The sequence below is a fragment of the Kosakonia sp. 1610 genome (assembly GCF_050435845.1).
Lineage (GTDB): Bacteria > Pseudomonadota > Gammaproteobacteria > Enterobacterales > Enterobacteriaceae > Kosakonia > Kosakonia cowanii.
Window position 1 is genome coordinate 1 of sequence record NZ_JBNDKZ010000015.1, and the last position, 17,102, is coordinate 17,102.

General features: G+C 43.2%; 21 protein-coding genes and 3 pseudogenes. 21 read left to right on the top strand and 3 right to left on the bottom strand.

The annotated features are described in order from the left end of the window. The 3 genes and pseudogenes from ABIC80_RS22995 to ABIC80_RS23005 form a co-directional block, all read left to right on the top strand. Positions 1 to 249: pseudogene (locus ABIC80_RS22995) on the top strand (RHS repeat-associated core domain-containing protein); the annotation flags it as partial. 123 nt (positions 250 to 372) lie between these two features. Next, positions 373 to 570: a hypothetical protein gene (locus tag ABIC80_RS23000; RefSeq protein ID WP_429178664.1), complete on the top strand. Its 198-nt coding sequence runs from the start codon at positions 373 to 375 to the stop codon at positions 568 to 570. A 67-nt stretch (positions 571 to 637) separates the two neighbouring features. Beyond that, positions 638 to 1,072, top strand: coding sequence for a hypothetical protein (locus ABIC80_RS23005; RefSeq protein WP_429178666.1), 435 nt, complete (start codon positions 638 to 640; stop codon positions 1,070 to 1,072). 45 nt (positions 1,073 to 1,117) lie between these two features. Here ABIC80_RS23005 and ABIC80_RS23010 read toward each other — a convergent pair. Next, positions 1,118 to 1,441: pseudogene (locus ABIC80_RS23010) on the bottom strand (SymE family type I addiction module toxin). Between the two features lie 249 nt (positions 1,442 to 1,690). On the opposite strand from ABIC80_RS23010, the gene ABIC80_RS23015 reads away from it, so the two are divergent. The 9 genes and pseudogenes from ABIC80_RS23015 to ABIC80_RS23055 all read left to right on the top strand — a co-directional run bounded on the left by ABIC80_RS23015 (position 1,691) and on the right by ABIC80_RS23055 (position 7,155). Further along, positions 1,691 to 2,146, top strand: coding sequence for a hypothetical protein (locus ABIC80_RS23015; RefSeq protein ID WP_429178668.1), 456 nt, complete (start codon positions 1,691 to 1,693; stop codon positions 2,144 to 2,146). A 74-nt stretch (positions 2,147 to 2,220) separates the two neighbouring features. Further along, the gene (locus tag ABIC80_RS23020) at positions 2,221 to 2,313 is read left to right on the top strand and encodes a hypothetical protein (protein ID WP_429178669.1); all 93 of its coding nucleotides are present in this window, start codon (positions 2,221 to 2,223) and stop codon (positions 2,311 to 2,313) included. A 47-nt stretch (positions 2,314 to 2,360) separates the two neighbouring features. Beyond that, a complete protein-coding gene (locus ABIC80_RS23025; protein ID WP_429178671.1) occupies positions 2,361 to 2,636 on the top strand; it encodes a hypothetical protein in 276 nt (91 codons plus the stop codon). An 88-nt stretch (positions 2,637 to 2,724) separates the two neighbouring features. Next, positions 2,725 to 3,018: a hypothetical protein gene (locus ABIC80_RS23030; protein WP_429178672.1), complete on the top strand. Its 294-nt coding sequence runs from the start codon at positions 2,725 to 2,727 to the stop codon at positions 3,016 to 3,018. 415 nt (positions 3,019 to 3,433) lie between these two features. Next, on the top strand, positions 3,434 to 3,949 hold the full coding sequence (locus ABIC80_RS23035; protein ID WP_429178674.1) for a hypothetical protein: 516 nt from the start codon (positions 3,434 to 3,436) through the stop codon (positions 3,947 to 3,949). Between the two features lie 276 nt (positions 3,950 to 4,225). Then, positions 4,226 to 4,615: a hypothetical protein gene (locus ABIC80_RS23040; protein ID WP_429178676.1), complete on the top strand. Its 390-nt coding sequence runs from the start codon at positions 4,226 to 4,228 to the stop codon at positions 4,613 to 4,615. Between the two features lie 311 nt (positions 4,616 to 4,926). Further along, positions 4,927 to 5,111: pseudogene (locus tag ABIC80_RS23045) on the top strand (RHS repeat-associated core domain-containing protein); the annotation flags it as partial. Positions 5,112 to 5,482: 371 nt separating this feature from the next. Then, on the top strand, positions 5,483 to 5,824 hold the full coding sequence (locus ABIC80_RS23050; RefSeq protein ID WP_429178678.1) for an Imm8 family immunity protein: 342 nt from the start codon (positions 5,483 to 5,485) through the stop codon (positions 5,822 to 5,824). 770 nt (positions 5,825 to 6,594) lie between these two features. Next, entirely contained in the window at positions 6,595 to 7,155 is a 561-nt protein-coding gene (locus tag ABIC80_RS23055) for a hypothetical protein (RefSeq protein ID WP_429178680.1), read from the top strand. A 128-nt stretch (positions 7,156 to 7,283) separates the two neighbouring features. Here the strand turns inward: ABIC80_RS23055 and ABIC80_RS23060 are convergent, their stop codons facing one another. Continuing rightward, positions 7,284 to 7,490, bottom strand: a complete 207-nt coding sequence (locus ABIC80_RS23060) for a hypothetical protein (protein ID WP_429178682.1) — start codon at positions 7,488 to 7,490, stop codon at positions 7,284 to 7,286. 721 nt (positions 7,491 to 8,211) lie between these two features. Between ABIC80_RS23060 and ABIC80_RS23065 the strand changes: the two genes are divergently transcribed. From ABIC80_RS23065 to ABIC80_RS23090, 6 genes are all read left to right on the top strand, one after another. Continuing rightward, entirely contained in the window at positions 8,212 to 8,682 is a 471-nt protein-coding gene (locus ABIC80_RS23065) for a hypothetical protein (protein WP_326902757.1), read from the top strand. A 282-nt stretch (positions 8,683 to 8,964) separates the two neighbouring features. Beyond that, positions 8,965 to 9,216: an RHS domain-containing protein gene (locus ABIC80_RS23070; protein WP_429178684.1), complete on the top strand. Its 252-nt coding sequence runs from the start codon at positions 8,965 to 8,967 to the stop codon at positions 9,214 to 9,216. Positions 9,217 to 10,105: 889 nt separating this feature from the next. Then, complete coding sequence (locus ABIC80_RS23075) at positions 10,106 to 10,501, top strand: hypothetical protein (RefSeq protein WP_429178686.1); 396 nt, start codon at positions 10,106 to 10,108, stop codon at positions 10,499 to 10,501. Positions 10,502 to 11,447: 946 nt separating this feature from the next. Further along, positions 11,448 to 11,747, top strand: a complete 300-nt coding sequence (locus ABIC80_RS23080; protein ID WP_429178688.1) for a hypothetical protein — start codon at positions 11,448 to 11,450, stop codon at positions 11,745 to 11,747. 744 nt (positions 11,748 to 12,491) lie between these two features. Continuing rightward, positions 12,492 to 12,830, top strand: a complete 339-nt coding sequence (locus tag ABIC80_RS23085; protein ID WP_429178690.1) for a hypothetical protein — start codon at positions 12,492 to 12,494, stop codon at positions 12,828 to 12,830. Further along, a complete protein-coding gene (locus ABIC80_RS23090) occupies positions 12,831 to 13,277 on the top strand; it encodes an NADAR family protein (RefSeq protein ID WP_429178692.1) in 447 nt (148 codons plus the stop codon). A 166-nt stretch (positions 13,278 to 13,443) separates the two neighbouring features. On the opposite strand, the gene ABIC80_RS23095 is transcribed toward ABIC80_RS23090, so the two are convergent. Continuing rightward, positions 13,444 to 13,986: a chorismate mutase gene (locus ABIC80_RS23095; RefSeq protein ID WP_376746625.1), complete on the bottom strand. Its 543-nt coding sequence runs from the start codon at positions 13,984 to 13,986 to the stop codon at positions 13,444 to 13,446. A 250-nt stretch (positions 13,987 to 14,236) separates the two neighbouring features. Between ABIC80_RS23095 and ABIC80_RS23100 the strand changes: the two genes are divergently transcribed. The 3 genes from ABIC80_RS23100 to ABIC80_RS23110 all read left to right on the top strand — a co-directional run bounded on the left by ABIC80_RS23100 (position 14,237) and on the right by ABIC80_RS23110 (position 16,785). Then, the gene (locus ABIC80_RS23100; protein WP_255411413.1) at positions 14,237 to 14,365 is read left to right on the top strand and encodes a hypothetical protein; all 129 of its coding nucleotides are present in this window, start codon (positions 14,237 to 14,239) and stop codon (positions 14,363 to 14,365) included. A 228-nt stretch (positions 14,366 to 14,593) separates the two neighbouring features. Further along, the gene (locus ABIC80_RS23105; protein ID WP_429178694.1) at positions 14,594 to 16,189 is read left to right on the top strand and encodes a glycosyl hydrolase family 18 protein; all 1,596 of its coding nucleotides are present in this window, start codon (positions 14,594 to 14,596) and stop codon (positions 16,187 to 16,189) included. A gap of 110 nt (positions 16,190 to 16,299) precedes the next feature. Continuing rightward, entirely contained in the window at positions 16,300 to 16,785 is a 486-nt protein-coding gene (locus tag ABIC80_RS23110) for a hypothetical protein (protein ID WP_200134496.1), read from the top strand. Positions 16,786 to 17,102 lie beyond the last annotated feature (317 nt).

Genomic DNA, 17,102 nt, shown 5'->3' on the forward strand with positions numbered 1-17,102 from the left:
CAGCAACGGCGACACCGCCTGCCACGGAGCCTCAAGCGCCTGGGGCCGCAGTCTGCGGGAGAGCACGCCGGTCGAGTGGGACACCCCGCAGAACCTGCGCTTCCAGGGCCAGTACCTGGACCGCGAAACAGGCCTGCACGACAACATCTTCCGCTACTACGACCCGGCGGGCGGGTGTTACACGCAGATGGATCCGCAGGGCTGCTTGGTGGATTAAACTTATACCAATATGTGCCCAATCCAATAAGCTAGATCGACCCGCTGGGATTAACAGGGCAGTGGGTTAAGCCCAAAAATATTAATTTTTCTCAAAGAACAATATCACCTCATGATTATGCCGACGTTATGCGTAATGGTGGTTGGGATGGGGACATGTCGCCATTAAGAGTAATTGATATTGATGGGCAATTAGTCTCTTATGATAATAGGCGATTAGACGCAGCTCTAGAGGCTGGATTAGATAAAGTTAACGGTATTAGGGTTGACCCTAATGCTCCTCATCCTGACTCATCTACTGAAAAACATGGTCACAAAAATTCCGTGAGAGATTTAGAGACCGAAGAAATATAAAAGCCGATGGAATAACACCAGATAAAGGATTAAACTCTCGACCGGAAAGAACAACAAGAGGTTGCAAATGAAAAATATTATTCAGTTATGGGGAGATGGTTTATTACCGATAAAAAATGCCATTTACTTTTCTAACGGCAAATCTTTCCTTTGTGAAATAATACCTTACCCTACTGCTTGCATTGAGAAAAATGGTGAGTTTGATTTCTCTGCCTTTTATGAAGAAAATAAGGATGAAGTTACTTGTATTGATAAGTTTAGAGAGGTTAAGTTAGCGAATAATTGCTATTGTTGCATTGGAGAAGGCAGCTATGGCTCTGAAGGATTTATCGCATATCTCGATGAAAATAAAAAGTTAGTTTGGGTTCTTTATTCCGAAGGATGTAACCCATTTATTAATGTATCTGAATATATGCCTGATATTATTATAGTGGAATCAAGTTCTAATGTTAGGCTAAGAATAAATATTAATTATCCAGTAGATTTAGAATTAGCACTTTAAATAAAATCCGGGTAAGAGATTAAATCTTCCCGGCTTTTTTATTATTTAACCTTCGTTCAGTACACTAAATATCCCGTCTTTAATCCCTCTAACCTCCTGGTTAGCCTGATAAAGCTGTTCCCGCAACTCCTACACCTGATCACTGTCAGCGATGATGGTCAGGCACCCCGCCGCAATCTTCACCGTCACGCCGCGACCGGTCTCAAATCCCGCCTCGGCCAGCCAGTTGCCCTTAAGGTGCAGGCCGGGGTGTCGTGAGTAGTATGTGGTCATGTAGGTTTTGCTGTTGAAGTGGCGGGCGCTGACGTAGCCGACTTTATAGTGGCGCAGTGCTTTGGAAAGCGGGACTTTTGCCAATATGGTGTTCAGTGATGATTAACTCCCTCTGTTAGTGGGCTGTGATAAGCGGACTATGTGTAGCAGGCAGGTCAGTTTCGTATTAAGGATGGCACTTAGGCGGCGCCAGTAAAGACTTCCTGGTGAAAAAGGCATCTGCCACGCCTGATTCATTTCCTCTTCCCACCAAATAACCGCGCCACTTGCTGCAAAGTCTCGACGGGATGAGCCGGGAATATGACGGCTTCGGGCGCATGACCGTGCGCCACGACACGCAGCGCCGTGACGCAGCGCTTCAGCTACGACGACGAGCACCGCATCAGCCAGGTCACTATTGAGGGCGAGGCGGAATACACCAGAGCCGAATACCGCTACGACGCGCCAGGCCGCCGTACGGAGAAACAGGTGTGGCGACGCTATGCCCGGAAACCGGAACGCACGCAGTATGCCTGGTCCGGCCTGCAGATGGTGGGCGAAACCAGCGACAGCCACCCGGACGCGGCGGTGCAGTATATCTACACCGAAAACAGCTATGAACCGCTGGCACGCGTCGACAGCCACGGTGAGCACACAGACATCTTCTGGTATCACACGGAACTGAACGGCCTGCCGGACAGCGTGACCGACAGCAACGGCGACACCGCCTGCCACGGAGCCTCAAGCGCCTGGGGCCGCAGTCTGCGGGAGAGCACGCCGGTCGAGTGGGACACCCCGCAGAACCTGCGCTTCCAGGGCTAGTACCTGGACCGTGAAACGGGCCTGCACTACAACACCTTCCGCTACTACGAACCGGCGGGGGGAGTTATACCCAGATGGACCCGATTGGGCTGCTGGGCGGGCTTAATACCTATATCTATATGGTGGATCCACTTGGGTGGGTGGATCCGTTGGGGTTACATGTCTGAGAGCCGCAAATGGACGGTTTAGAAGTTCTCTTAACATTGGGGAGGAAATGGCATCACTGCCTAATTTTTCAGGTAAAACGCCCGGACAAATTCGGCGTATACTGCGTAGCCGTGGATATACTTCATCACCTGCGCATAGTGGTGGTGAGATTTGGATGAAAAATCTACCTGATGGTAATATTGCTTCAATACGAAGCGACCTAAGTAAGGTTAGAACACCACATTTAAAATATGCAGGCGAAACATCACATTTTCATAAAGGAAGTATGTCCACAGACAAAGTGAGCAATGATCATTATAAACCTAAGTATTCCGTACAATAGAACGACCAAGGCATATCTTCCAGCAAAGGTACGAATATTAACCATGCGGCAGATATTCATATTCCTATGAAACTCACCAGGTACCCTTATGACTAATAGCGAAAATATATATTTTTCCTTTTGTGAGGCAGAGAATGAATTTTGCACAAAAAAATCAATAGACTCTCTAAAAAAGATGATTGACATATACATTGAAGCGTACAAAAAGGATGTGGTTATAGGTGAGCATGAAATTGTTGACTCAATAATTATGATCTTGAGTAATAACCCAGATCACGTATTAATCGAGTATTTAGAAAAGAAGCGTGAAGGTGAGGAATTGGATGACTTGAAAGAGGAGATTGGTGAGCTTATCAAGCTGGTTGATAACAATATAAAATGATATATCGTAAGAAGAACAGAATGATTAATTTTGTGATCAGCTAGTTAATGGCTTAGATATACTCAAAATGTCATATTGAACACGAATAAGTAACTGTTTAATTTTGCATGTAAAATCGAATATTTTTTCAGCGGTTAACCTTACAGAGGCGACTGACCGTACGGGTATAGTCTGACGATGGTCGAGCCGGAGAACAGCGAAGCCATCATCCTGGCGCGTAACAAGCTTGGCGACCTGGTCCGCGAGGAGAACCATTCCGGCGTTTATCAGCATGAATACGATGCCTTAAGCAACCTCAGCGCCACCACCTTCCCGGACGGGCGGGAACTGAAGTTCCTGCGCTACGGCACCGGGCACCTGCTGGAGATGCAGCTCTCCCTGAGCGGCAAAACGCTGCCGGTCACCGGCTACCAGCGTGACCGCCTGCACCGACAACCTGCGCGACCGTCTGGTTTCGGAGCGCCGCTACCAGTGGGACCGCGCGGACCAGATAATCCGCCGTATGTACACCGACGGCGCGCCGTCCACCCCGGCGGAGAAGTACCGTCAGTCCCTGTGGGGCTACGATGCGGCCGGGCGCATGACGCAGAGCCTGCAGCCGGAAGGGGAAGAGCGTTTCTGGTATGACGCGGCGGACAACCGCACCACGCCGGAACTACAGCCGGTGTGGAATAACCTGCTGAAACGCCTGGACGGCGTGAGCCGTGAGTACGACTGTTTCGGGCGCATGACCGTGCGCCACGACACGCACCGGAGAGTGACGCAGCGCTTCAGCTACGACGACGAGCACCGCATCAGCCGGGTGGAAATCGACGGTGACGCGGAGTTCACGAAAGTCTACCGACGTATCATAATGCTTCGCCAAAAGATGCATTGGGCTACACTTTACATCGTCAAGGCATGTCAGGCAGTAATCATCCGATTAACTTAAAAGAAAAATTCTCAGTAGGACATTATAAATATGAAATATGAGTTCATGATGTTAATACCAATACGCCAGCAGGAAGCCATCCGCTAATGGCCCTATATATAGGGTGGGAAGAAGCCAGATGGGAGTGAAGCTCGTGACTAAACAAGGCTATGGTTGGGAACATGGTGCCCCAGATGATAGTTGGTATGACACGTCAGAGCTCAAACCAAATAGCCCCGCTTATAATCCTCAAACTGCTAATGACACGCATATTCCTTTGCCTTGAGGAGTGATCCCATGAATGAAAAAGACATGATAAATCTTATAAAAAGTCATAACTGGAAAGAAAAGTGGTTAGATTTTGCAGTATATTCTTTTGAGAGGAACAGATTAATAATAACAGCAAGTGATGATTTTGCTTATTACCATACCTTGGAAATTATTTTAGATAACCCTGGATATATTAGCGGTGTTATGGAGTGGTCAAGCGATCTTGATGAGGGGTTTATCAAAGCATTAACCCAGGTTGATATTTCTTCCGGTACATTTGTGTTGGAGTTTTATTCGGATTCTGAATTGAAATTCAAAGTGGTAGCTGAAAAGATGGTGGTTAATTTCGACACTGTTTTTTATTATAAAAGAGAGGGTCTAAAATGTGGTGAAAGACTAGCTAGCTGGGTGGAATAATGTCTATTTCAGCAAGATGCGTGGCTCTCATTTTATTGCTGAAATAATAATGCTGTTATAAATAAAGAGGGTTGTTATTACATTCATTTACTAAACATAAACATAAACATAAACATAAACATAAACATAAACATAAACATAAACATAAACATAAACATAAACATAGGAGGTTTCTTTATTACAGATGCATACTCATCCGAATTGAGAATTACACTGGACCTCAGGTTGTGGACGCAATCAGTGATTAGAGTTCTCCACAGTTTGGGGGCATAAGCCTATCCGAAAGCACTCCCATAGCCTGAGACACTCCGCAGAACCTACGATTTCAGGGGCAGAACCTGGACCGCGAAACGGGACTGCACTACAACACCTTCCGCTACTACGACCCGGCGGGCGGGTGTTACACGCAGATGGATCCGCAGGGCTTAAAGGCGGGTTAAACCTGTATGCTTATGCGCCGAATCCGTTAAGCTGGAACGATCCGCTGGGTTTAACCTGTAAGTTAACAAATCAACAGTTTAAGAATAAGCTTAAAAGAATTTAAAATCAGACTGCCGCAGGTGATAATCGGGGAATAACCGGCGTTCTATCATTAAATGATGCGTTCAGATTAGGTGAAACATTTATAGATCCTAATTATAGAGTTATGTCCACCGGTAAAGGGTTTGTGTCAGAAGATGGTTTGAGAACTTTCAGATTCCCTGCTGATAAGAGGGGATTTGATCGTGTTAACGGCCGCCCATCGTCGAAGACAGGAAAACAAGTGAATTTTTAAACCAAAAATGGGGATGGTGATGTTATTGCCAATGTTCATTTAGATGTAGAGAATTTTCGGATATAAAAAAACCACAACTTATTTTATGCGATATGTCTTCAACAACGTTCGATCCGCTTAGTGAGTGGGAACCTTCTTCTCTTGAAGATACATATGTAGCTATTGATTTATGCATTGGGATGAATGATGGTGAAGAAGGTAGTAACTATTTTTATGTGAAAATTGCCACCCCAGAAGCTTTGAGGAAGCGATCAAAGAATTTCCTAATATCTGATAACAGAGTTATTGTGATTGATTATTTTGATTATTATTTAATTAGGAAAGTAGTCGAAGATATTCTAAAAAAATGTTCAAGAGAAAACTGGGACGAATCTTGTCTTGTATTGCAACGCTATTTTCCATGGGAATATGAAGATTATCATTATGAAAAATAGATGGCTAATTCCTTGAGGGTTTAATTTTTATATGTTGCTGGGATATCAATAAAATAACTGAGAAGTCGACTGAATAAAAAGTCGGGAGATTGATTTGTTCTTTCCGTCTTTTTATTATTTGATTACCGTTGAATTCCGCCTTTGATCCTTTCGCGTTTAATCACAGGAATATCGCCGATATCATTCAGCGCGCCCGAAAAATGTCTTCAGACACGTTTTCACCTTCTGCATTGTTAATGCGGGTGACGCTCATCCCTTCAATACAGCCAAAGAGTTCGCGGGTGTGCTGCGGCGTCATAATAATACAGCCGCACATGACCCGGCGGGCGGGTGTTACACGCAGATGGATCCGATTAATCTGGCGGGCGGTCTGAAGACCTATTCCTATGTAGTGGATCCGCTGGGGGAGCTGGAACCGTCAGGGTTACAGCGGTTTGTGCTTTTAGAAATAGAGGTGGGCCAAAAGGTATCCGAGAAAAAGATCTTGCTCCCAATAAGCAAGGATTACTCCCATCCCAGGTAGGTATGAAGAGACCACAGGGCAAGTATGTAACAAGAATACCGAAAGAGTGAGGGTTACAGGGCCACTACCATATTTAACCTGAGGATGTAAAAATGTCTGATGGATTGGGTATTAAACATGATAGAAAGAGCATGCCGGGAGGGTATACGTCACAGGGACATAGTATGATTTATCCTACTAAAGATTGGACTGTAACCGAATTTAAAGAGTTGTTTAACTTATTACTATGGGGATATGGAGGTAAAATATGATTGATTTTATTGATGACTTCTTTGAGGCTGAGAATGCATTAAATGAAAATACGAGGTTTCTTATCAATGAATCACATCAAAACGGCCTCTGTTGGTCAATGTATGAGAAACATGAAAAAGATTTAAATAATTATTTCTACAAAGTAAAAAAGATAGTTTCTAGCCGGGATATTGATTTCTATACATTGCTGAGGTCAAAGGATGCTGAGGTTAGGATGGTTGCTATTAAATTAATCAAAGATGGCTTGTTAGATGTTTCGTCTTCTGTAATGAAGGCGTTGTTCATGATTTCTATAGCAGGAAATGATGAAGAGAAACTCTTGGCATTCAGTTTGATCTCACTACGAAACTGGTTGCAAGATTATGAGGGGATTATTCAAGAGGTTTTGAGTGAGTTATATAATGAACCTACGGATTATTACCTGTTTGAATCCATTGCTAAATTCTTGTTTATTTTGAAAGACAAAAAAATGTTCATTAAACATGTGCAAATGGGCTTGGCAAGTAAAGATGAGGGTATTCTTGAGTTAGCAAATGAGTATATGGCAAAGCTTTAGGATTTTTGTGCTGTTAGATTAGTTATGATCATCCGTGGCGATTCACAGAGCCAAAGCTGCCGGATAGTCGATGGCTACCGGTGAGAGAGTTGAAGTTGGTTAATGCTGCCCACAAGTAATGAGTTCGGTCATCTTGTTTTCATTCCAGGCGTAGGCACGTTAAGTGCTGAAGTAATGATTTCCCCGGCTAATAACTCAGGTGGTAATTTGTTCAGCATCTCGGCGCTTTTTATTAAAGTTCTGTGATTAATAACCCAGGCATTTTTTAATCCTCTGGCGAAATTTCTTGCTCCACCAAACCGCTCTGGAATTACTTTCCACTTAAATACATCCATAAACGTCCACGATGGTGATTGACTCATTACTTTGCACTGAGATAATAGCGGCCTTTCATCATCCGGTATGCTTTCCATGAGAGGCGGAGGGGTATCTGATACCAGACCGCAATGATGCCGAAAATTGCGGCAGGGAAGTAATACTTCATACCGAACAAATAACAGGCTGCCGTTGTAATCGCGCTTGCCAGGGCCTGGGGCCGCAGCCTGCGAGAACGCACTCCGGTCACCTGGAACAACCCGTACAACCTGCGCCTCCGGGGCCAGTACCTGACCGCGAAACGGATCTGCACTACAATACTTTTCGTCACTGTGACCCGGCGGTCGGGCGTTACGCAGATGGATCCGTCAGGGCTGGCGAGCGGGCTGAACACCGATACCTATTTAGGTGGTTCGCTGGTACGGGGGGAGCCGCTGGAGTTAATGTGTGATAAAACAGCACCTGTTGATCGTGTCGAAACTGATGTTGTAGCAAGTCAGAGGATTTTTTATTAGTGAGTTAGGAAGTATAATCATTCCCGACAGAGAAAAATATTTCTTAAACGTTGGTAGTAAAGGATGAGCCTCGGAATTTCATGGCATGGGTAATAAAAAAACTAAAACTTTCGAGTTTAAATAAACATTCCTGCCGATTTGATGAAATGCCTGAACAATATGGATTAAAGTCATATTAGATTTATAAATTATTGAAAAACATTCTACAAGGTTCTGGAAGGATATAATGAATTACTTGGACGTTTTGAAAATGAGCTTAGAAGATGAGGAAAAAAGAATCTCCTCATCTTTTTATGCTAAAAGAAACAGTGGTGTTATCGTCGAGTATATGACAACTTGTCGCTCTGGTTGCGGCGGTTTCATATTGCAAGAGGCGAAAAATATATTACTAACAATCAACCGAAATACTTTCCCTAAATGGTCTAATCTGGATTTTTGGCTGCCAATTTTACCTAAACACTTTGTTGATTCTTTTTCAAGCGACGGTGGCGATTGGACATTCGAGAATTGGCTTTACTGGTTTGAACCTGAAAACAGATTCTGGTTTTTATGGAGCGCCGATGCGATAGACGAGACCCACTTAAAAATTAGTATATTAGTTCACGAACACCCTTTTCCATCAGAAGCTTTAGAGGTTTTATTCATGAAGTTGGGCACTGATGAACTGGAGGAAGTAAATATTTATTTTTGTAAATAGCAAAGCAAATGATAATTACCATGCTTTTTTAGTAGGGGCGCTTTTTGGGTATGCCTACAGGCATTATTAATTGCAATGGCGACTTTAAAGAATAAGTCTTTTTGCAATTAAAATTTCAGCTCTTCATGATACCTATATCAAACCTGAGCGTACACGGTATGCCTGGTCCGGCCTGCAGATAGTGGGTAAACCTGCGACAGTCACACGGACGCAGCGGTACAGTATATCTACACCGAAAACAGCGATGAGCCGCTGGCGCGCGTCGACAGCCACGGTCAGCATATGGACATCTTCTGGTATCATACGGAACTGAACGGCGTGCCGGAGGGCGTGACCGACAGCAACGGCGACACCGCCTGGCGGGGAACTTCCACTGCCAGGGCGGTAGCCTGCGCGAAGGATTGGCGGCTAGAGCGCACCTCCTGCAGAACCTGCGCCTCCGGAATCAGTACCTGGACCGAGAAACGGGCCTGCACTACGACACCTTCCGTTACTACGACCCGCAGTGGGGGACGCACCGATGGATCCGGTTAGTCTGGCCGACGGGCTGAATATGTATAAGGTTAAATCGCTGGTATGGGTGGATCCGTTGGGACGAGACTGCTTCAAACTTAGTGACAACTCTGATAAGTAATTAAAAACATGCGCAAAATATTTATGAGAGATCTTGAAGGCTGGGGATAGCCGTGACTAAGGTGATATTGATGGAATGAAAGATTTTACTCTTTCTGGTGGCAAGAGTAACGCAAACATGCTAAGCAGTTACCACTTAAATGAAACAAGATTGAGTCAACAAATTTTTATGTTGAAGGCTATGAAATTGTACTAGCTTGGCTCTCCCTCTTTTTGTGAAAAGAATTTAATTCTTATTTCATAGTGAATAAAACGAGTTGTTGATCTTAAAGTTATCCACGGTAGATTTCACTAAGTGCATTTGCTTTTTTACAGGATGAGCTGATTTTTTTTTCAGATTTGGGAAAGGGTTTTTATAATTTAGTAGACGAAAAATTAAAGCGTTTTCAAAAGAGGATATATTAGCAGTGAAGGTTGTTATTTGAGCACCAAAGTTAGTCACGAATAGATGACAATATATACCATTATAAAGTGTTTTTTACTGTGAATGCCTTGGTTGTGTTGATCATTAATAATGAAAATTAATTGAACGCTTTTTATTAGAGTGGGTATTGTCAAATCATGGTTTAATAATAAATCTTTACGATCTACCCATCCTTAAATAGCACTCATTTAAGCCGCTAAGTGATCCATTGAGGATACGGATGAGAACGCAGACTTTGATATGGCTCATGCTGTAGCTGAACGTGATATGAAGGATGGGTAGGAGTATTTTAGCAGCAATAAAATTCGTGCAGGCGCTAATGCGAAAACAGAAAAATGTACAGGGTTTTGAATTTGGGGAGTAAAGGTGAAGAAAATAAACAATAGTTATGTATCAATGATTTGGCAATCACTTTCTGAAGGCCCAAATATGGATTCCTCCCTTATTGGGTTAAATTTGTCCAATGAGGAAAGCTTATCATTAGTCCTGCTGGAGTTAATAACGCCGTGTTATGATAGCTTCCCTTTTTTTATAAAGGAGAGATGCAGAAATAGTCTTGCATATGCAATCAACTTCTATGATGAAGAATTACTCTTGCGTCTTTATGAGTCTGCCATTCCGCTTTTTGACCCTCCTAATAATCTTACTATGAAAAAGTTTTATGTAACCGTTTGGGGATCTCTTTTTCCGGAAGAAAGTTTTTTAATAAATAATCCAGAAGAATACGTAGAGATTTACTTTAATGAGTTATACAAAAAATAATTTAAATAGATATGCCGTTAAATGTAGCACCATCTTTGATTAGCATAACGTCTGTTTATAATATAAGGGCAACTACCCTGAAGTAAGCTATTCAAGGTGATAAATCATTATATTTGGAACCTCTTTTCTTTTCACATGACCCTTGCTTTTTTTGCAGGGGCACAGGAAAATTTAGATAACTATGAGATAGTAAAAAAAAACATCATGAAGCGTTGCAACTACTTTTTGACCAAAATGTACCAGCACCCTATGTGGTTTGGGAGGATCATTTTTCAGATGTTATATCTACAATTAGCATCCATCAAAAATACAACGAGGCGCAACTAATAATAAAAGAAGCTTTGACGTAAAGAAAAGTCGGATGTATTAAAAGAGAGTATAAGAAAAAGAAAGGCATATCTATTAAAGAAAAAAGCAGGGTTTGGCTGAAAGCAATGAATATAATGATTTTAGTAGCAAGGTGAGTGATGAGGTTTTTATATTTTAAATATGATTTCAACATATGGAATTATTTACGGAATAGTTGAAGGTTCAATTTTAGAAAATATTTTTGTTTTTTTTTAAAAAGATGTTTACCGTGCTCGGTCAAAAACAGTGGTGAAGTTTTTATATTTAATCTGGCAGTTTTGAAAATAATAACGGCAAATAACCTTAGATTTTAATTTGAGTTTTTTAATTTCTTCCACTCTTTTATTTTGTAGCGGAGTAATTTCATACCCATGGCTATTATTGAGATGCAAATTCAATCGCACTAATAAAGAAGGGGATATATCATCGAAAGATAGTAGTAATATTATTTCCTTAAAATTATATTGTTCTACATAATCAAGAAAGTAAAGTTTCTTCGAGACTGTTAAGGCGTTGGGTGCACCAAGAGGTAATTTTTTGATAATCGTCGAAAATATTGTTGGGTATGGTGAAGTCACGCTGCTATAGGGTATCTGAAATGATTAGTGAAAAATTAAATATTGATAAAGAGTATATGCCTTTTTTATTCTCTGCAATACACAGGATCAGGGACAAAGGTTGGGGTGAAAAATTAAAAAATATAAATGAATATCATGTTTCTATAGAGAGCCATATTCATGTCATTGAAGGCAAGCAATGTGTTTTGATTAGCTTTTTCTCAGAACTGATTACCCAGGATAACTGGATGGATATAGGTTCTGATGGCATTGATATAAAAGGTGTAAGCTTTTATATTGAGATTAAAACAAAGGAAGTTATATTTACCCATAGATTTTGATCGTTTTATAAAAACGGTTATTACTCATCGTGGATAATCGCATTGACTGAACAGTGAATATCACTATCTTGCTGGGCGCACCACACGCCGGCGATGCACCAACAAGCTGCGTGACCGTCTGGTTCGTGACTATCAAGATGGTATGGAGGTTATATAATATGCTTGTGAAGGAGCATGTTATTAATCATAAAGATATAATTGACATTATCAATTGAGAACAACGAAGTAAAGCTTTGATCGGTCTGTTAATATCAACTATATAACGAGATTTGCGAGCTAAGGGTTGGCTGAAAATGTCATATGCGATTATCAATTGTGAACGTAATGGGTGTTTACTTCTGGATTCATTTATCCTGGAAGATGGTTTTTTAAATCCAATGCAGTAGTCAGGTCAGATTGCTATGAAGCCAGAGCTTCATTCTATGTCTTTAAAGAGAGACTTGAAGAATTGCTTTTAAATCTAGAAAAAATTTCTAATGGGAGTATTAGCGAAGCCATCATTTATTCATGAGGATGGGAGCTTTGAGATTAATTTTTGATATAGGTCATTTAGGCAAAGCCAAAATTGCAGACGTTTTAATTAAAGGCATGATGGCCTCATCTACTTTGAGTTATAAATTATATTCAGACCCTCAATCTATAACTTACTTTTATAAGCAGCTGAAAAATTACTCTAAGTTAATAAGTTATCAATCTAAGAAGTGCTAGATTTAAAGTCGGGGTAAATATGAAAGGTTTTATTAAATGAATATTGAAAAAGACAATCTTCTGGAGCTTTTTAAAGAAAAAATCACTGACTCCGTTTATCCATTAAAAATGGGAGGGCTGATAAATAAACAGGCTTTTGATGAGCTTGTGACAATCGCAGGGCAAGCTACAATATTATTGAAAGAAGAGGACTTAGTGCCTAAAAAGCTTTTATCAGAGATTCATCTCGTTGCCGTCGGGGTCGATTGTGAAAATCTCTATTATAAAAATGATTTTCTTGCATCTGTTTCTGCTGGGTTAATGGAGTGTTTCAATATGATTCTGGATGGAGAGTCGATTGAAAATAAAAAAACCAACGAGCCAAGGATTATATAAATGAGTGATAAAATATTATTTTATAAAGTAAATGAACCCTATGGAGTATTTTCAAACTTCTATAAATGCGGTTTCTTTATTGATGATGAATATTGGCCTACGGTAGAGCACTTCTTTCAGGCTCAAAAATTTGATGACGAAGCGCTTAGAGAAAAAATCAGAAAGCTTGCGTCACCAATGGATGCTGCTATATCAGGAAGAGATCGGGATAATCCGTTAAGAGATGACTGGGATTGTGTCAGGGATAATATAATGCGTCTTGCAGTCATGGAGAAATTTAAGCAAAATGATGAAGCAAGAAATATTTTGTTAGCCACCAATGATCTTATATTAGTTGAACACACAAAAAACGATAGCTACTGGGCTGATGGCGGTGATGGCTCAGGCAAAAATATGCTAGGGAAGATTCTTATGGAGGTGAGAGGTATATTGAGAGAAACGGTTTGAATTTTGGTAAAAGATTGGTTTGCATAAATTAGTGTATTTCGTACCTCTGTTGCCGTAACAATATAATTTTAGCTGAAAATGTAACTGCCACCCATTCTGATTCAGCGTTTTTCACTGATGTCGTAATATGAACGATAAGACCCCGCCCCGGCGGGGTCTTCTGTTTTTACCCTTTCAGCGAAATCAATTTAATCGCCCGCCACATATGCGCTTTATCCTGCCCGGTTAAGTTGTGCTGCTGCACCGTGCGCATAAACTCTTCTCTATCAGCTTCGGTCAGCTTGCCGCTGGCTTTCAGGCGTTCCGCCACTTTGCGCAGAATACTATCGCTCAGCTCGCTGATCTGTTTTCGCACCTCATCCAGTGGACGGGGCTGCCAGTTTGTCTCCGGTGTCGCCAGCCAGTCGGCACGGTAGCGGTACTGAATCGCTTTCGCGGCATCCATTTGCGCCTGAATAAAGGGCTTCACGCTCTCACCGTTCAGCCCCAGCGCCTCGGCGTCGATAACGGCGCGCGCCAGCACTTTCTGCTCCTGAGCCAAATCTTCTATTGCCTGGTGCTGCTGTGCTTTAGCGCCTGCGACATCTTTCATCCATGACAGCCGCTCATTAATTAGTTTGCCGAGTGAGGCATCGGCCGTGACAGCCGCGGCGGCGGAAAAGCTGAGCGTGGCGAGCATCACCACGGCGGAGTAAAACTTGTAGTCCATAATCACTCTCCGAAGTCGATAGATGGGCGTGTATCTCAAGTTGCAGTGCGCGCTTCCTGTTAAACCACCGTGTCAGGCAGAGGAGCCTCTCGCATCGTGTGGCGGCGTGATTATATTAAAAACTTGTAATCACGAAATGAAATTACCGTTTCGTTTTATTACACCGTTAACAATGTCCGCTGGTGCAAGCGCCTGAAATAGCGCACGCTGAAGCGGCCACACTTTTCCGGCAAGCAGGAGGCAAATCGCGATGAAAACCCGGGTCACGCTTATCGTTATCATCACTCTGTTGCTGATGCTTTTCCTCAGCCTTTCACACAGCGATCTGGCAATGGAAACCCGCACTTTTCTGCGCGCACTGCTGCGCGCGATATTCTGATAAATAAACAGCTGCACGAAACAGGAAATCTGTTTATCTCGCACCCTGGCTGACTAACTTATTCAGAAGGTTCTTTATCACAATAAAATCCGCTAAATAAAGAGCAGAATCTTCCTGTCACTTAAATAATGAAATTATCCTGGTAGCCTTTAATATGATTTTCATTGTTTGTACTTTGCATCCGATATTCAGCATTCGGGCTGCAGGGCTCATATTTAAGGGATTATTATGAAAAGTATATTTAAGATAAATAATGTCTTCGCCTCGCTGGCGCTGGCGGGGATGGTCGGTTTTAGCGGCCAGGTATTCGCCAACACCGATTACGCCGATACCATGCCCTCCATTGAAGGCAAAAAATTATTAGTCGGCTACTGGCACAACTGGGATCAGGGTTTTTCCGGCGATTATGAGCAGGGCTATCCGTTGAAGCTGGCATTAAAAGATACGCCGAAAGCCTACAACGTGGTGATGGCCTCCTTTATGAAGTCGTCAGATGGCAAAAGCATGCCGACTTTTATCCCCTACTACGGCACCGATCAGAGCTTCCGCGCGGAAGTGGCGGCGCTGAACGAACGCGGCCAGGCGGTGTTGTTATCCCTTGGCGGCGCGGATGCGCATATTGAATTGCACGAAGCCAACGGCGATACGCAGCATTTTGCCGACGAAATTATCCGACTCGTTGATTTATATGGTTTTGACGGTCTGGATATCGATCTCGAACAGAGTGCGATTAAAAAAGCCGATAACGAAACCGTTATTCCGGCGGCGCTGAAAAAAGTGCGTGACCATTATCAGCAGCAGGGTAAACACTTTATTATCAGTATGGCGCCAGAAATTCCCTATCTGACCAAAGCGAATCCGCAGTACCAGAAATATATTACTAGCCTCGAAGGGTATTACGACTTTATCGCACCGCAGTTCTATAACCAGGGCGCGTTTGGCATTGGTTTCCAGCCAGACGACACCACGAAAGATGGCTGGTGGGTGAATTACGCGCAGAATGACGACAGCAAAAAATATGAGTTTCTCTACCACTTCAGCAAAGAGATCATCACCGATAAGCACGGCCTCTCTGCGGTAAAAATCCCCTCCAGCAAATTAGTTATCGGCCTGCCGAGTAATGGCGCTGCCGCAGCGACCGGGTTTGTTAAAACCCCGCAGGATGTTTACCGCCTCTTCGCCGATATGGAAAAAGAGGGGCTGCCGCTCAGAGGGTTAATGACCTGGTCCATCAACTGGGATGAGGGCGAAAACGTCAACCATGTGCCTTACAACGGGCAGTTCCGCAAAGCCTACACACAGCTGATCCACGACGGCAGCGTGATTGAGACGCCGGAAAAAGACACCACTGCGCCGGGCGTACCTAGCGGGCTGAACGCGCAGGCGACCGCCACCAGCGTGCATCTGACCTGGAAAGCCTCCACCGATAGCGGCTCGGGCGTGGATCACTATGAAGTATTCCGCAATCAGCAGAAAGTGGCTGATGCCAGCGGTAATACCTATACCGATAACGATCTGACGGCGAACAGTAACTACGCCTACAGCGTAAATGCCATTGATAAGGCGGGAAATAAATCCCTGCTGTCAGCGGTATTAAACGTCATGACAACCGACCACGGTGACGATACGCCGGATCAGCAGATCTACCCGAAATATGTCGGCGGCCATGCTTATAAAGCCGGAGATATTGTGCTCGGCAGCGACAATCATTTGTATCAGTGCAAACCCTATCCCTACACCGGCTGGTGCGCAGGGCTGGCCAGCGCCTACGCGCCGGGTGCCGGCAGCGCCTGGCAGATGGCCTGGGATAAGGTGGTGAAATAGAGTTGCCTGGAACCGTGCTTCCATGGACGGAGGCACACCCCTGCGCACGATTAGCAATATCGGTAGATATTGATAAGCTCAATGCTTCGCAGGCGGATTCAGGAGTGGAAATGGATAACGAGCAGAGCAATCTCTTAGCTTTTGCTGCGCTGGATGCGAGTGAAAAACGCGATCTTCTGCGCGGTTTTAATCAGACACTGGATCGCAGTTCAGCAAAAGCGCTGCTTGATATTGCCACGGATACCAGCGGTGATGATGATATCCGCATCGAAGCGGTAAAGATCCTCGGCTTATATCATGGCGAGTATGACGATGCGTTTATTAAAGAGGCGCTGGTTCAGATAATTAATCAAGATGCTATTGAAGATGACGGCCTGATTGTCAGCTGCATTAATACCCTTGCGTTATTAACGGTGAATGAGAAAGAGATCGCCTTTGCGCTGAGCATTATTCAGGGGGATACATACACCCTGTTTAAACATGCTGCGTTTTCACTGATTTGCCAGAATAAACAGCAGCCTGCGGCTGATAAAGCATTAAAAACCCTGCTCGAGGATAATGATTTTGGCCACCATGCAAAGCGGGAGCTAACGTAACTCCCTGCTAATGGCAGTGTCTCTAATAAAGTAATTATTGCTTATATTCAAATAGCACAGTGATATAACTTTATTATCATCTGGTTAAATGCCCGAATTAAACCCTACTGTTTATCAAGTTATCAATAAGCTCAATATTTTCTTGATATCTGTATATTTCGCGCGAATTTATTTTTCATAATTTTACATTCAGACTTTTTTTACTAATTTAAATCCATAATAAGATTTTCCTTAGGGTTATATTTCCGCCGACAGTGCTAGTAGTAAAAGTTCCCGCATCAAACCAGCCAGATTTTGTTCACCGTCTATAAGGGAGT

What these genes read in the sequence shown, in the direction of transcription:
- ABIC80_RS23110 (WP_200134496.1), top strand. Translation starts at nt 16,300, where the DNA reads ATGGATAACGAGCAGAGCAATCTCTTAGCTTTTGCTGCGCTGGATGCG.
- ABIC80_RS23085 (WP_429178690.1), top strand. Translation starts at nt 12,492, where the DNA reads ATGAATATTGAAAAAGACAATCTTCTGGAGCTTTTTAAAGAAAAAATC.
- ABIC80_RS23070 (WP_429178684.1), top strand. Translation starts at nt 8,965, where the DNA reads ATGGACATCTTCTGGTATCATACGGAACTGAACGGCGTGCCGGAGGGC.
- ABIC80_RS23055 (WP_429178680.1), top strand. Translation starts at nt 6,595, where the DNA reads ATGATTGATTTTATTGATGACTTCTTTGAGGCTGAGAATGCATTAAAT.
- ABIC80_RS23090 (WP_429178692.1), top strand. Translation starts at nt 12,831, where the DNA reads ATGAGTGATAAAATATTATTTTATAAAGTAAATGAACCCTATGGAGTA.
- ABIC80_RS23105 (WP_429178694.1), top strand. Translation starts at nt 14,594, where the DNA reads ATGAAAAGTATATTTAAGATAAATAATGTCTTCGCCTCGCTGGCGCTG.
- ABIC80_RS23000 (WP_429178664.1), top strand. Translation starts at nt 373, where the DNA reads ATGTCGCCATTAAGAGTAATTGATATTGATGGGCAATTAGTCTCTTAT.
- ABIC80_RS23080 (WP_429178688.1), top strand. Translation starts at nt 11,448, where the DNA reads ATGATTAGTGAAAAATTAAATATTGATAAAGAGTATATGCCTTTTTTA.
- ABIC80_RS23050 (WP_429178678.1), top strand. Translation starts at nt 5,483, where the DNA reads ATGTCTTCAACAACGTTCGATCCGCTTAGTGAGTGGGAACCTTCTTCT.
- ABIC80_RS23020 (WP_429178669.1), top strand. Translation starts at nt 2,221, where the DNA reads ATGGACCCGATTGGGCTGCTGGGCGGGCTTAATACCTATATCTATATG.
- ABIC80_RS23065 (WP_326902757.1), top strand. Translation starts at nt 8,212, where the DNA reads ATGAATTACTTGGACGTTTTGAAAATGAGCTTAGAAGATGAGGAAAAA.
- ABIC80_RS23095 (WP_376746625.1), bottom strand. Translation starts at nt 13,986, where the DNA reads ATGGACTACAAGTTTTACTCCGCCGTGGTGATGCTCGCCACGCTCAGC.
- ABIC80_RS23100 (WP_255411413.1), top strand. Translation starts at nt 14,237, where the DNA reads ATGAAAACCCGGGTCACGCTTATCGTTATCATCACTCTGTTGCTGATG.
- ABIC80_RS23060 (WP_429178682.1), bottom strand. Translation starts at nt 7,490, where the DNA reads ATGGATGTATTTAAGTGGAAAGTAATTCCAGAGCGGTTTGGTGGAGCA.
- ABIC80_RS23030 (WP_429178672.1), top strand. Translation starts at nt 2,725, where the DNA reads ATGACTAATAGCGAAAATATATATTTTTCCTTTTGTGAGGCAGAGAAT.
- ABIC80_RS23040 (WP_429178676.1), top strand. Translation starts at nt 4,226, where the DNA reads ATGAATGAAAAAGACATGATAAATCTTATAAAAAGTCATAACTGGAAA.
- ABIC80_RS23025 (WP_429178671.1), top strand. Translation starts at nt 2,361, where the DNA reads ATGGCATCACTGCCTAATTTTTCAGGTAAAACGCCCGGACAAATTCGG.
- ABIC80_RS23005 (WP_429178666.1), top strand. Translation starts at nt 638, where the DNA reads ATGAAAAATATTATTCAGTTATGGGGAGATGGTTTATTACCGATAAAA.